This is a genomic window from Sphingopyxis selenitireducens (assembly GCF_051550705.1).
GTDB lineage: Bacteria > Pseudomonadota > Alphaproteobacteria > Sphingomonadales > Sphingomonadaceae > Sphingopyxis.
This window is the reverse complement of record NZ_JBPULG010000001.1, coordinates 938,023-952,221: the sequence shown is the minus strand read 5'-3', so window position 1 is coordinate 952,221 and position 14,199 is coordinate 938,023. Positions and strand designations below refer to the sequence as shown.

Sequence of the window (14,199 nt, the reverse complement as noted above, 5' to 3'; positions counted from 1 at the left end):
AGGCGATATGACACCCAACACACGGCACCTGCTTTTCGCGTCGAGCGCATTCATCTTCGCGTTGGGGCATCCCGCACTCGCGCAAGAGGCGCCGTCGGCTGCTGAGACGGTGGAGGAGGCGGGCGCCAGTGAAGGCGGTATCGGCGAAATCATCGTGACTGCCCGCCGCCGCGAGGAGTCGCTTCAAAGTGCGCCGATTACCGTCACCGCATTCTCGGGCGATCAACTCGAAGCCAAGGGTATTACCGATTTCAGCCGGTTGGCGCAGGCGACACCGGGCATCAACTTCGACGCCTTTCCGAAGGCTGCACCGCGTCCCTTCTTCCGCGGGGTTGGTAGCAGCAACCAGGGTGCGGGCGGAGATCCGTCCTCGGTTGCGTTTCTCGACGGGGTCTATCTGGGCCGCGCTGGCATGCTCGGCATCGATTTCTATGACATGGAGCGCGTCGAGGTGCTCAAGGGGCCGCAAGGGACCTTGTGGGGCAAGAATGTCGTCGCTGGCTCGGTCAACTTCGTGACCGCGAAGCCGGTCGATTACGCCGAAGCCAATGCCCAACTCACCTTCGGCGAATATGGTCAGATGAACGGCAACCTCATGCTGAATGCGCCGATCACCGACGGTGTTGCGGCACGCCTGACCCTTGGTGCAGTTACGAATGACGGGTTCCGCAAGACGTTCGATGGCCGCGCGCTCGACGATGAAAACAAGCTCAGCGGCCGGCTCCATGTGCGGGCTGAACTGTCGCCGGATACGACTCTGCTGCTGACCGGCGACATTGCAAAGCAGGATCTGGCGGAGAGCTCGCGCTTTAACGTGATCGTCAATCCGTTCACCCCCGACAAGGGTTACGCCGATTACGACAATCCGCGCCGCGCCAACCCCGATCGTTATGGCTTCACCAAGTCCAAAACGGGCGGACTGCGCGCCGAATTGTCGACGGACGTGCTCGGTTTCGCAAACTGGACGACGGTCGCTGCGTGGCGCACCCTTGATTATGACTTTGCGAACGATCTGGACGGCACGGACGCCGCTACAAACGCTGCGAATGGACTTCCCGTCAGCGGTCTTCAGGTACTCGCGCAGGAGCAGGCTAACTCCTACTCGCTCGAAAGCCGGCTGTCGTCGCTCGGCAACAGCCCGTTCAGCTGGGTCGCGGGCGTCTTCTATAACCGCGACGAAGTGTCGCGAGAGCGTGAGTCGCAGCAGTCGATAACGCCCACGACGATCAATCGCTTTTTCGGCCGGTCGACCAACGACAGCTATGCCGTGTTCGGCGAGGGGCAATATAAGTTCGACTTTGGACTGCGGCTTTTCGCAGGCGGCCGCTTCACCAAGGAGCGCAAGGTCTATCGGGCCCGGCGTCTGCAAGGGCCGATTGCGGCTCCGGTAACGAGCTACGATACCGAAACCACCCCCGGTATTTTCGACAAGGGTGTCTTCACCTATCGCGTCGGCGCGGATTACCGCCTTAGCAACAATGTTTTCGCATTCGGAACCGTGTCGACGGGCTTCAAGTCAGGAGCGTTTCAGGAGCAGCCGGGCGATGCCACGCTTGCCCGCCTTCCGACCGATCCCGAGCGTCTGACCAATTACGAAATCGGTCTCAAGACCGACTGGTTCGGCCGCACTCTCCGCGCAAATGTCTCGGCCTTCTGGATGGATTATCGCGATTTCCAGACGATCAAATATGTGCCCGATGCCGCACAGGCGCCCGTCGGAACGCGCGTCGCGATCGATTCCGCCGACGCCACGATCAAGGGGGTCGAGACCGAGTTCATCTTCCAGCCGACCGACTGGATCGACGCCAATGTGCGCTACACCTATCTCCATCCCTATTTCACGCGCTTCATCCAGACGTCCGCCTATCTGGCGGATGGCACGGCAACCTTCGTCGATGGGGCTGGCAACCGGATGAGCCGTACCCCCAAGCATGCGGTAAACGCTACTTTGGGAATGCAAAGTTCGCGCGACGCGGCGTGGGGATGGCTGCGCGCAGAAGTGACGATGGACTATCAGAGCGACGCGTTCGAGAATAACATCAACGAGTATCGTGAATATCGCAAGCCGCGTACCCTGTGGGATGCGAGCCTCACCTATAATTTCGATGACCGTTACTCTTTGCAGCTCTGGGGCCATAACCTCACCAATAAGGTCTACCGGATCTGGCAGACCAACGGCGGCGTCTATCAATATGTCCAATATGGCGCGCCGCGTCAGCTTGGCGTCACCCTGCGGGCCAAGTTCCAATGAGCGACGAGACGGCCTCCCGCGCGTCATGCAAAGTCCTCGTGCCCTCGGGCGTGCTCGGTGCGGGCTGCCCCGAAGCCGCCTTCGAACGTGGCGTTTCCCTGTTGCCCGACTGTATCGCGGTCGACGGCGGTTCGACCGATAGCGGTCCTTACTATCTCGGCAACGCCACCTCCAAGATGACCCGGCAGGCAACCAAGCATGATCTGAGGCAGCTCATGCTGGCTCGTGACCGGCTCGATGTTCCGCTCCTCGTCGGATCCTGCGGCACCTCGGGAACCGATTCTGGCGTCGACTGGATAGCGGACATCGCCCGTGAGATCGCGCACGAAGAGGGCCTGTCCGCGCGGCTCGCTCTCGTCTATTCCGAAATCGAGCCTGAGGCGCTGCTATCCTGTATCGAGGCCGGGCGCACGGCCCCGCTGGATCCCGCCATGCCATTGACAGCCGAGCGGGTGGGGGAGTGCGAGCATATCGTCGGCCTGCTCGGCTATGAGCCGCTTGCTGACGCCATCGCGGGCGGCGCGGATATCGTGCTGTCCGGGCGGACGACCGATACGGCTGTCCTGTCCGCCGTGCCGCTGATGCGCGGTTTGCCGGCGGGCGCATCGTGGCATGCGGCTAAAACGGCGGAGTGCGGCGGCCTCTGCACGGTCGAGACGCGGCGCGGCGGGGTGATCTTCACGATCGACCCCGAGGGGTTCGAGATCGAACCTCTCGACAGCGAGAATAGCTGCACGCCCTACACCGTCTCGGCGCATCTGCTTTACGAGAACAGCGATCCGTTCCGACTGAAGGAGCCGGGTGTCGTGCTTGATGCGAGCAATGCCCATTACGAAGCGCTGGACGGTCGGCGGGTACGCGTGACCGGTTCGCAAGCAGAGATCATGCCTTACACGATCAAGCTGGAAGGGGCGGGCGGCCACGGATATCGCACGATGGTATTCAGCGCCATTGCCGACCCGAAGCTCCTGGCGCGGTTCGACGAATGGCTTGCCAATATGGATGCTTGGCTGCGCGCCGGCATCGCGCGGGTCTTTGGGCTTGGCGAGGGCGATTATCGGCTCGATTTCAGACCTTATGGAAAGAATGCGCTGAACCCCGTGCCGGCTGCCTCGCCGCCGCACGAAGTTGGATTGATGACGCTTGTCTGGGCGCCGACACAGGAGCTGGCGACCGAAATCGCAAAATATTGCAATCCGATGATCCTCCACTTCCCGCTCAACATGGATGACCCGTTGCCCAGCTTCGCCTTTCCCTTCTCGCCCGCCGAGGTCGAGCTTGGGCGACAATATGAGTTCAAATTAAATCATGTTGTCTCGGTCGATCGCCCCGACGCATTCGCTCGAACGGTGTTCGAAACGATCGGGGAGAGTGCCCGTGGCTGAGCTGGGTCAAATTGCAAAATACATCCGCTCGAAGAGTGCCGGGCCATATTGGGTGACGATCGATATCTTCTGTGAGGATGACGAGAGCTTCGAGAGAATTGCGCGGTCGCCGGCGCTGGCTTCGCGCGAAATCGCTGAGCTGTTCGGCGTGTCGGAGAACATGATCCGTCAGTTCCAGCTGCCTTCGATCCATGTTCTCAAGATCAGCTTCCCGCGCCCGCATGTCCAAGGATCGCCTGAAGACACGGATTCGCATGCCGGACAATATTTCGTTCCCTTGCTTTCCGTCGAAATTGACTAGGGAGCCCCCACATGACCCCGAATTCTTCAGAAGCCGGCGCTCCGCCGCTCAGACGATCGACGATGCTGCTATACGGACTGGGTTCTGCGTCGAACGGAATCAAGAACCGGAGTATCGCGACCTTCCTGCTCATCTTCTATGGTCAGGTCATCGGGTTGCCGGCGACGTGGATCGGAAGCGCGCTCGCGATCACCCTCGTGATCGACGGGCTGCTCGATCCCGTGATCGGCCAGGTCTCGGACAATTTTCGCAGCCGCTGGGGGCGCCGGCATCCCTTCATGTATGCAGCAGCCATTCCCTATGCCATTGTATTTGCGATGTTGTGGATGCCGCCTGTGGGTTGGTCTCCCGAAGCGACGCTTGGTTACATGATAACTTGCATCGTCGTTCTGCGCTTCGTTGATACCTTCTTCGAGGTTCCGGCTTCGGCAATGGCGGCGGAACTGACGACCGATTATCACCAACGCACGTTGCTCGTAGCCTATCGTTACTTCTTCACCTTCGCGGGTGGCCTTTTGCTCCTGTGGGCGGCCTACACATTCTTCCTCGACGAAAAGTCCGGCGGTCTGTTCATACGCTCGTCCTACGGCGCCTACGGCATCGTCGCTGCCGTCGTCATCGCGACATCGATCCTGATCTGCGCGATCGGCACTCACAGCCGTATCCCGACCCTCCGGCAACCGCCGGCGCGAAAGGCGACGCCCAAAGTCGTCCTGCGCGAGGTAATAGAAACTCTGTCGAACCGATCGCTTTGGACGGTCAATGCGGCCGGCCTGTTCGTCGCCGTTGCTACCGGGCTGGTTGGGGGATTGTCGACTTACTTCCAGGTCTACTTCTGGGGCTTGACGCCCAAGCAGCTCTCCTACCTGCCGATCATCGGAATCGTCGCTGCACTGCTGGGGATATTGATCGGCCCTCAGATCACGAAGCGTCTGGGCAAAAGGCGCGGCGCTATCGTGATTTTCGGTGCTTTGGCGTTGGCGTCGACCCTGCCGGTATCGCTGCGGTTGATGGGGGTGCTTCCTCCGAACGGATCCCCGGACCTTTTCCCGATCCTGATCGCCGAGGCTCTTGCAGTAGGCGCACTGACGCTGATGGGTGCCATGGCAATTACATCTATGATTGTCGACGTGGCCGAGGACAGCGAGTTGAAAACCGGTCGGCGCTCCGAAGGTCTTCTCGTTTCGGTCGACAACGTTCTGAAAAAGACCACTGCGGGGGTGGGCGTGTTTGCCGCAAGTCTCGTTTTGGCTGCCGCCGGCTTATCGGACCGAATTTCGCCGGACCAGGTGTCCGACGCCAATATGGCAAAGATGGGATTGGCCTATGTCCCGGCAATATGGGTTATCTACGTCGGTGCGATCCTCAGCCTGCTCACCATTCGTCTCGATGAAGCAAAGCATGAAGACAATCTTCGCATCCTCCGAGAGAAACGTTCGGGATCAGGCGGCTAGCGGTAGGAGATTTTCCTATTCGATAACGACCTGCGCGCGCGATTCAATTCTTGTGGGTCCCGCGCGACGGAAATTGCTGCATCGACCAGCGGATATTCGAATGATCGGGGGCATTGTTTTGCGAGAACGTAAGATCGTCGCCTCAATCGCGACCGTTCTGATTTTAACTAACCGCTTCTTATGACCAACTCCTGGAATTTACACGCAAAACCGAGATTTATCAGCGTCGGCTTTCTGCCAGTTCACTATAAGGGGACCGTCTTCAACCGGTCCTTATTCGACATCGCTTACGAAGGGGAGCGTTAAGGCATCACTTCCAGCAGGTGGCGGCCATCCTCGCATTCGGACACACGAAAACCCGTGCCGGTGAAGCGTTCGATCAGACTTGCCGCGGTGCGCGTATGCTCGCTCAGCTTGACCGTCGTGAACGCCCCGCCACGCGCGAAGGCCATCGGCAGTAAGAGCTGATCCTGCAGGTACGGACCGGCAAACGCGCCCGATGCAAGGTAGCCCGCCATGCGCTTGGCGGCGGTCTGTGCCAGTCTTTCGGCGGGCACGCCGAGCTTGCCGAAACCCGACATGACTTCGGTCACATGCTCGAACTCCGCCTCGATCAGCAACGCGTTGCCGGGCCCCTGATCGGCCGGTAGCTGCCGCGCGACAAAGGCTTTGTCGGGCCATTCGGTCAGAATCTTGCGCGCTGTCTTGAGTTCGCGGTCTGCCACGTCGAAGGGAACGCCCGCGACGATTGCGGTCGCCGACACACCGCGCGCTTCGCCGCGATCGATACACTCGACCGGACGCAGCGGGGCGGGGGCGATATCGACCTCGATCCGGCCGCCACCGCGCGGGAAAAACCCGTGACGTATCAACTGCGCCGATACGGTCGGGCCCATGCGGTTGATGACGGGTAGCAGCGAACGCGCGAGGAATTCGAACGGCGGTGCGGCCATCGCATGCGTGCCGCCCTCGATCACGAGACGCGAGGGTGCGTCGGCGAGCATCAGCGGCACGAGGATCGTCTGGAGGACAAGGCCCGTGCTGCCTGCGGTGCCAACCGCGAAATGATAGTCGCCGGGCATGACCGCGCCCGGGCGAAAACCGATGCGGGACGACCCGACCGCAAGGCCGGTGCATTCGGCGCCGCCGATGACGCAGGCGGCCTCTATGGCTGTGACATGCTGGCGCATGAGCCCCGGCTTCTCGCGCCCGCCGCGAATATTCTCGATGGTGAAGGGCTCGCCGGTGAGCAGCGAGAGCGCGCACGCATAGCGCAGCACCTGTCCGCCGCCTTCGCCTTCGGAACCGTCAATGATGATCATTTGTCTTCTACCAAATCCAGAAACAGCGCGTTCGCCTCCGAAGCGAAGGCTTCGCTCGGCGGCCGCGCAGGCACCTCGCCGGCACGCGCCAGTTCGTCGGCGATCAGCGCGTCGATTTCGGGCACGCGCGCGATCGGCCCCGCTTCGCGCGTGCTCGCCTTTATTGCCACCAGCCGCTCGATCTCTTCGTTGGTTGACGGCGAGAGGTTGGCCTCGGCCATCAACTGCTGCAACTGCATCGGGGGCCGGCGCGACGGATCGCGCCGCAGTACGCGGATCGCCAATGCAGGGCGCAGCGCATAGAAATAGCGCTTTACTGCAACCTCCTTCTCGTCCTGCAGCCAGCGCGCGATCGCGGTGCGGCCGAGCTTCGCATAGTGCAGCGCAAAGCCGTTGGGATCGAAATGACGATCCTTGAGCTCGGCCATCCGCGCTATCACAGGGTGAGGATCGCGATACCGGATCGGCGATCCGATCCATTCGGACAGCACGGAATTGTTGCGCAGCATCAGCCCCAGCGCTTTACGGATGTCCCAGCCGTTGAGGTCGATCTCGTCGACGATCGGCCGCTCGATCACGTCGCGCACGGGCTGCAGCGCCAAATAATCGCGCCGCGGCCGGACGTATAGGAAGCGCACGTCATAATCGCTGTCGGGCGACGGGAAGCCCCACGCCCGCGACCCCGATTCGATCGCGAGCAGCAGGCGCACGCCATCTTCCGCCTCGACGGCGGACAGGCGGGTTTGGATTTCGTGCCGGACCCCGGCATCAATGGCGGTCATTGTTCTTCTATCCAGTTGGTATTTCCCGAATCGGGAATGAACACCAGTGGCGTCCAGCAATCGGTACGCAGGGTACCGACTTCGGCGCCACACAGGCAAATCTGATTGGGGCCATCGCAGCCATCAAGGCCGCAACAGCCGTTGAGACGACGTGCATCGCGCGTGTTGCGAACATTCTCGTCAATGTCCTCCGGATTCAGCCAATATTGCGGCGCAAATTCGAGTAGCGCCGGCTGATCACCATAGGATCGTTCAATCGGTTCCCAGCTCTTGAAAGCGGCGCCGCGCGGCGTGAGGGGCTTGCCGTCCTCATGCCCGGGCGGGATCACGCCGGGCGCCTTGCTCGACACGACCGTCAGCGCAGGCGTCAGCCGCGCGTCGCAAGCGGCACAGCATAAAATTTGCTTCACGGGGTCTCTCCGGTGATGGCGGCGTGAAGGGGTCACCCCTTCACGCACACCACCTGCTTCAGCGTATGGACGATCTCGACGAGGTCGGCCTGCGCCGCCATCACCGCCTCGATCGGCTTATAGGCCTTGGGCGTTTCATCGATGACGCCCGCGTCCTTGCGGCATTCGACCCCTGCGGTGTCGGCGATATGCTCGTCGAGCGTGACGAGCTTTTTTGCCGCGGTCCGGCTCATCACACGGCCCGCGCCATGGCTGCAGCTGTCGAAGCTTTCCGGGTTGCCCAGCCCGCGCACGATGAAGCTTTTTGCCCCCATCGATCCCGGGATGATGCCCAGCGTCCCCTTGGCCGCGCGTACCGCCCCCTTGCGGGTGACGAGGATATTCTCGCCGAAGTGGTTCTCGCGCGTCACATAATTGTGATGGCAGTTCACCGCCTCCATTTCGGCTTCGAAGGGCTTGGCGATCTGCCGCCGCAGCGCAGCGATCACATTCGCCATCATCATGCGCCGGTTCAGCGCGGCAAAGTCCTGCGCCCAGCCGACCGCCTCGACATAGTCGTCGAAATGATCGGTCCCTTCCGGGAAGTAGGCGAGGTCTTCATCGGGCAGGTTGATGAACCATTTGCGCATGTCCTTCTTGGCCAGCTCGATGAAATAGGTGCCGATCGCATTGCCGACCCCGCGTGATCCCGAATGCAGCATTACCCACACCCGGGCATCCTGATCGAGGCAAAGCTCGATGAAATGATTGCCCGTGCCAAGCGTCCCCAGATGCGTGAGGTTGTTGGTGTTTTTGAGGCGCGGATGCTTTGCGACGATATGTCCGAACCGCTCGGCCAGCGTCGCCCAGGCATCGACGATTGCCGGGGGCGGCGATCCCCACGAACCGGTGTCACGCTTGCCCCGACCGACCGACCGGCCGTGCGGAACCGCCTGTTCGATCGCCGAGCGGATGCCGTCGAGCGTGTCGGGAAGGTCGTGCGCCATCAGCGAGGTGCGCGCCGCCATCATCCCGCAGCCGATATCGACCCCGACCGCTGCCGGGATCACCGCGCCCTTGGTCGGGATCACCGATCCAACGGTCGCGCCGATACCGACATGGACGTCGGGCATCGCCGCGACATGCTTGAACACGAACGGCATTTGGGCCGCACGTGCGAGCTGGGCGCGGGCACCATCCTCCACCGGGACGCCGCGGGTCCACATTTTGACGGGCTTGCCGCCGTCGACCTGCTGAATTTCGTACGTCGTCTGGGTCACGGCGGATTTCCTTTTTCTTTTCATGGTGCCGGCAACGCGATGTGGCGAGGCAATTCTGCAATTCTCGGAGCTCCCTGGGGGCGGCCAGCCCATTCCGGCCACCCCTTCGCTCCGCTTGTGCCGGGAGACGTGAGTCCCGACGCAGAAAGAAATGCAGAAGGCGTGCCAAATTCCAGGAAAGCGGAATGTTTCCAATAAAATGCTGTTATTAAATGAAAAAAATTCTGCGCCGTGCTGGGCGGGAGATTGCTCCGCTTATAATCACGATTATCTTGTATCGTAATTTATCCTGAAATATAAACTCGATCATGAAGCCTGTCACCGTCATCGGATTTCTCGGTTCGACCCTCGACGCCGCAAAATTTGGCCCGTCGCGCTGGAACAAGTGGCGGCCGACGGTCAGCATCTGCATGCAGGAAGATCTGCGCGTCGATCGCTTCATTCTGCTGCACGGGGGCTATCACCGTCGTCTTGCCGAATTTGTCGCCGACGATATCCGCGATGTGTCGCCCGAGACCGAGGTGGTGCAGCATCTGCTCGATTTCGACGACGCCTGGGATTTCGAGGAAGTTTACGGGAAGCTTCTCGATTTCGCGCGTGGCTTTCCGTTCGACCCCGATAATCAGGATTACCTGGTCCACATCACGACCGGCACCCATGTAGCACAAATCTGCCTTTTTCTGTTGACCGAGGCGCGCTATCTGCCGGGGCGCCTTCTACAGACACAGCCTCAGCGTGGTGCGCCGCAGCCGATCGGGACGTGGAACGCCATCGATCTCGATCTCTCGCGCTACGACAGCATTGCGACGCGTTTCGCCGAGGCGAGCGCCGAGAGTACAAGCTTTCTGAAAAGCGGCATCGAAACGCGCAACGCGGCCTTCAACCGGATGATCGAGGAGATTGAGCAGGTCGCGGTCCGCAGCCGCGCGCCGATCCTGTTGATGGGGCCGACCGGCGCAGGGAAAAGCCAGCTCGCGCGCAAAATCTATGAGCTCAAAAAGCTGCGCCACCAGATCGTCGGCCCCTTCGTCGAGGTGAATTGTGCGACACTGAGGGGGGACAGCGCGATGTCGGCGCTATTCGGCCACCGCAAAGGCGCTTTTACCGGCGCGGCACAGGATCGTCCCGGCCTGCTCAAATCGGCGGACAAGGGGCTGCTCTTCCTCGACGAGATCGGCGAGCTTGGGCTCGACGAGCAGGCGATGATCCTGCGCGCGATCGAGGAGGGGCGCTTTCTGCCCGTTGGCGCCGACAGTGAAACGAAGAGCGAGTTTCAGCTGATCGCCGGAACCAACCGCGACCTCGTCAGCGAGGTTGCTGCGGGCCGCTTCCGCGAAGATCTTTTCGCCCGGCTTAATCTGTGGACATTCAGCCTGCCGGGCCTCGCCGCGCGCCGTGAGGATATTGCGCCCAATCTCGATTATGAGCTGGAGCGCTTCGCCGAACGCGAAGGCGCCCGGGTCACCTTTAACAAGGAAGCGCGCGAAAAATATCTGGGCTTTGCCGAAAGCCCGGCGGCGCTGTGGAATGGAAATTTTCGCGACCTCGCTGCCAGCGTCACCCGCATGGCGACGCTCAGCCCGACGGGGCGCATCGATTCCGGAGCGGTCGCGTTCGAGACGGGCAGGCTGCGATCGCTGTGGTCGGGCCACGAAGCCCGGGGCAGCTCGCTCGATCCTTTGCTGTCTGCCGAACAGCTCAAACGGATCGATCCCTTCGACCGGGTTCAGCTTACCTATGTCATCGACGTCTGCCGCCAAAATACCAGTCTGTCGGCGGCCGGGCGTTCGCTCTTCTCGGCCTCGCGTGAGGAGCGCCGATCGACCAATGATGCGGATCGATTGCGGAAATATCTCGCGCGCTTCGACCTCGACTGGGGCGCCGTCACGGCATGCCGCGATGAATCGGTCATGTCGGATGCGCGGCGATCTCTTGCCAAGAATTGACATAGGCGCCAGGAAATGCCGATGACCGAACAATTACTTGCTCCGGAAAATCTCGTCTTCAGTGCTGCACTGTTGCTGATGCTGTTGATCGGTGTGGTTCAGGCAATGGGTCTGTCCGGAGATGTTGATGGCGATCCGGGCGTCGACGGTGATGGGGGTTTCTCCGACGCATTACTCGCATGGGCGGGTATTGGCCGGGTTCCTTTCCTGATGTGGCTGGTACTCTTTCTTACATTTTTCGGGGCCCTCGGTTTGGGGCTACAGCAATTGATGACGGGATTGACCGGCGGGCCGGGCAGCAATTTGCTTATGGTTCCACTTACAGCCGCCGCAGCGCTGCCGCCAACGGGCGCTGCCGCGCGGCTGGTCGGGCGGATTTTTCCGTCCCTCGAAACCACCGCGATCCAGCGCGATGAACTGGTCGGCCGCTATGCCGAGATCAGTATCGGGACGGCGCGCACGGGGCATCCCGCGCGGGCGCGCGTGACCGATCAGCACGGCCAGTTGCATCAGATCATGGTCGAACCCGACAGCGCCGATCAGGTTTTTCAGGCCGGAGAGAGCGTTCTGCTGGTAAAGCTCGAAGGCGATATATTCAAAGGCTTTACACGGGGTGATTTCTATTTACCCCGCCTCGACTGAGCCTAATATCCGTTCGGGGCGTTCCAATGACGGAAACGCGAATCGACAGCAACGGGTAGTTCATGATTGAAATAGCCATTTACGCCGGCATCGGCCTTGCCACTCTTCTGATATTGGGACTGATCGTCACGCGACTTTATCATCGCGCGACCAAGGAAATTGCCTTTGTCCGCACGGGTTTTCGCGGTGAGAGGGTGGTCATGAACGGCGGCGCATTGGTGCTGCCCGTGCTGCACGAAACGATGCCGGTGAATATGAACACGGTCCGGCTGGCAGTCGAGCGCAAGAATGTCGATGCGTTGATCACCTTTGACCGGTTGCGGATTGACGTGAAGGCTGAATTCTATGTTCGCGTCCGTCCCGATGGAGGATCGATCGCGATGGCGGCGCAGACATTGGGCCTGCGCACGATGAATCCCGAGGCGCTGAAAGATCTGGTCGAAGGCAAGTTCGTCGATGCGTTGCGCTCGGTCGCTGCCGGTATGACGATGAACCAGCTCCACGAACAGCGCTCCGACTTCGTGCAAAAGGTGCAGCAGGCGAGTTCGAACGACTTGTCGATGAACGGGCTTGAACTGGAATCGGTTTCGCTGACCGGGCTCGACCAGACGTCGATCGAGCATTTCAATGCCAATAATGCGTTTGATGCCGAGGGTCTGACCCGACTGACCGAGCAGATCGAGATGCGCAAAAAGGCGCGCAACGACATCGAGCAGGACACCCGCGTTCAGATCGAGACCAAGAATCTCGAGGCCGACAAGCGCAGTTTCGAGATAAGCCGGGACAATGAGTTCGCGCGGCTCGAACAGGAGCGTGAGGTCGAGATGCGCCGGGCCGAACAGGCGTCCGAAGTCGCGCGCGAACAGGCGGTGCGCGGCCGCGAAGCCGACGAGGCGCGGATTACGGCGAAGCAGCAAGTTGATTCGACCCAGATCGAGGCCGACCGTGCCGTGAAGCAGGCCGAAATCGCGCAGGAGCAGGCGATCGAACTGGCGCGTCAGGATCAGCAGATCCTGATCCAGAACAAAAGCCGCGAGGAAAGCCAGGCGCGGGGTGAGGCCGACGAAGCCCGCGCCAAGGCGGTGGCCGCCGAGGAACAGGTCGTCACCGCGCGTGACACCGAGGTCGCCGAACGCCTGAAGCGGATCGAGCTGATCGAGGCGTCCAAGGAAGCCGAGCGCGCCGCGATTTCGGTGAAGGTCGAAGCCGAGGCCGAAAAGGAAGCGGCGTCGAACCGTGCCGCTGCGCTGCGCTTTGAAGCCGAGGGCGAAGCCGACGCCGAAAAACTGCGTGCCGAGGCAGCGCGCGTGCGGTTCGAAGTCGAGGCCGCGGGTCAACGCGCCATCAACGAGGCCGCCAATATCTTGTCGTCGAACCAGATTTCGCTGCAGACCAAAATGGCATTGCTGAAGGTTCTGCCCGAAGTCGTCCGCGAAGCGGCAAAGCCCATGGAGGCGATCGACTCAATCAAGATCATTCAGGTCGATGGCATCAGCCAGAACGGCGGCGGCGGGTCGAATGGCAGCGGCGCCAATGGCGGCGATGGAGGCAACCTTGCCAGCAATGCCGTGTCGGCGGCGCTCGCCTATCGCGCGCAGGCTCCGGTCATCGACAGCCTGATGAAAGAACTCGGGTTTGACGGCGGATCTCTGGACGCTCTTGTAAAAGGGGCCTCCGACGCCGGGCAGGTTACCTCGACCGAGCTCGAAACCCCGCCGTCGGCGCGCCGCAAGCCGCGCACAGTCGCGCCCGCGATCGAAGGCATGGACGAGGACTGAGGTCGCGCCGCCGAACGGCTTCGCAGCGAAATTTGAGCCATCGAGCGTATGCTGCGCTCGATGGCTCAACCATTCGAAGTCATGCTGTTTTTATGCGGTAGGACACGGCTTGGCAGAGGCCATTCGAAGCGATCCTATCAGAACGTCTTGTCAATTGCGTTAGAGGTGAGGTGTCACCAGCGGAGGGGGCGCGTTCTATGCTTTTTTCTCATCCTCAACTCGACTCTTCGCAGCTCCTGATACGTCCGCGCTCGACCATCCGTTTCCGTTCGGGCGCAACCATGGCGGGCCGATGAGCGACCGGAATGGTGGTTTTTTCACGATCATGACCCAAAGCGGACCGTCTCAAAACGGCCACAAAAGGTCGAAGGGGCCGCGCTCCGAAATCGACGTTCCAAGTCTTGATGCGCTCAAATCTATTGGATGGCGGCGCTTTGAAAAAAGTGGAGCCGGACAGTTAGGATGCTCGCCTGCCAATTCGTTGGCCATAGGGAGAAAGCGGAAAAATCCCTATGTTCATCATCGCTGTCGCGTCCGGTTAACACGGCTCCACATAAGTCCGCTGTTGCGGGTCGGGGTCGAGACGGACCGGCGGGAGGGGGAGGGCTCGATCCGTCTCGTGCCTCCTTGTCGGCCGGTGAGCGATTTGGCGTAAGATGCGAGATATGA

At 61.1% G+C, this 14,199-nt stretch carries 11 protein-coding genes; 7 read left to right on the top strand and 4 right to left on the bottom strand.

The window, feature by feature from the left end; all coding sequences use genetic code 11:
* Window positions 1–7: 7 nt before the first annotated feature.
* Genes ACSYDV_RS04360 through ACSYDV_RS04345 form a run of 4 tightly spaced genes read left to right on the top strand, consistent with a single transcriptional unit; the run spans window position 8 to window position 5,391 of the window.
* Window positions 8–2,251, top strand: coding sequence for a TonB-dependent receptor (locus ACSYDV_RS04360; protein WP_438322514.1), 2,244 nt, complete (start codon window positions 8–10; stop codon window positions 2,249–2,251).
* Complete coding sequence (locus tag ACSYDV_RS04355; RefSeq protein ID WP_438322513.1) at window positions 2,248–3,636, top strand: acyclic terpene utilization AtuA family protein; 1,389 nt, start codon at window positions 2,248–2,250, stop codon at window positions 3,634–3,636. Before ACSYDV_RS04360 ends, ACSYDV_RS04355 begins: the two co-directional genes overlap by 4 nt.
* Entirely contained in the window at window positions 3,629–3,937 is a 309-nt protein-coding gene (locus ACSYDV_RS04350) for a DUF4387 domain-containing protein (RefSeq protein WP_438322512.1), read from the top strand. Before ACSYDV_RS04355 ends, ACSYDV_RS04350 begins: the two co-directional genes overlap by 8 nt.
* Before the next feature lie 11 nt (window positions 3,938–3,948).
* Complete coding sequence (locus ACSYDV_RS04345) at window positions 3,949–5,391, top strand: MFS transporter (RefSeq protein ID WP_438322511.1); 1,443 nt, start codon at window positions 3,949–3,951, stop codon at window positions 5,389–5,391.
* 302 nt (window positions 5,392–5,693) lie between these two features.
* Here the strand turns inward: ACSYDV_RS04345 and rtcA are convergent, their stop codons facing one another.
* Genes rtcA through ACSYDV_RS04325 form a run of 4 tightly spaced genes read right to left on the bottom strand, consistent with a single transcriptional unit; the run spans window position 5,694 to window position 9,164 of the window.
* Window positions 5,694–6,713 (bottom strand): RNA 3'-terminal phosphate cyclase, encoded by a 1,020-nt coding sequence (rtcA, locus tag ACSYDV_RS04340; protein WP_438322510.1) that lies wholly within the window; start codon window positions 6,711–6,713, stop codon window positions 5,694–5,696.
* Window positions 6,710–7,555 (bottom strand): nucleotidyltransferase domain-containing protein, encoded by an 846-nt coding sequence (locus ACSYDV_RS04335; protein ID WP_438322509.1) that lies wholly within the window; start codon window positions 7,553–7,555, stop codon window positions 6,710–6,712. The genes rtcA and ACSYDV_RS04335 overlap by 4 nt, the downstream gene beginning before the upstream one ends.
* On the bottom strand, window positions 7,492–7,905 hold the full coding sequence (locus ACSYDV_RS04330; protein WP_438322508.1) for a hypothetical protein: 414 nt from the start codon (window positions 7,903–7,905) through the stop codon (window positions 7,492–7,494). Before ACSYDV_RS04330 ends, ACSYDV_RS04335 begins: the two co-directional genes overlap by 64 nt.
* A gap of 32 nt (window positions 7,906–7,937) precedes the next feature.
* Window positions 7,938–9,164, bottom strand: coding sequence for an RtcB family protein (locus ACSYDV_RS04325; RefSeq protein WP_438322507.1), 1,227 nt, complete (start codon window positions 9,162–9,164; stop codon window positions 7,938–7,940).
* Window positions 9,165–9,472: 308 nt separating this feature from the next.
* Between ACSYDV_RS04325 and rtcR the strand changes: the two genes are divergently transcribed.
* The 3 genes from rtcR to ACSYDV_RS04310 all read left to right on the top strand — a co-directional run bounded on the left by rtcR (window position 9,473) and on the right by ACSYDV_RS04310 (window position 13,530).
* Window positions 9,473–11,110: an RNA repair transcriptional activator RtcR gene (gene rtcR, locus ACSYDV_RS04320; protein WP_438322506.1), complete on the top strand. Its 1,638-nt coding sequence runs from the start codon at window positions 9,473–9,475 to the stop codon at window positions 11,108–11,110.
* Between the two features lie 21 nt (window positions 11,111–11,131).
* Window positions 11,132–11,752 carry an OB-fold-containig protein gene (locus tag ACSYDV_RS04315; protein ID WP_438322505.1) on the top strand — a complete coding sequence of 207 codons (621 nt, stop codon included), beginning with the start codon at window positions 11,132–11,134 and terminating at the stop codon, window positions 11,750–11,752.
* A 62-nt stretch (window positions 11,753–11,814) separates the two neighbouring features.
* Window positions 11,815–13,530: a flotillin family protein gene (locus ACSYDV_RS04310; RefSeq protein WP_438322504.1), complete on the top strand. Its 1,716-nt coding sequence runs from the start codon at window positions 11,815–11,817 to the stop codon at window positions 13,528–13,530.
* The last annotated feature ends 669 nt before the right edge of the window (window positions 13,531–14,199 follow it).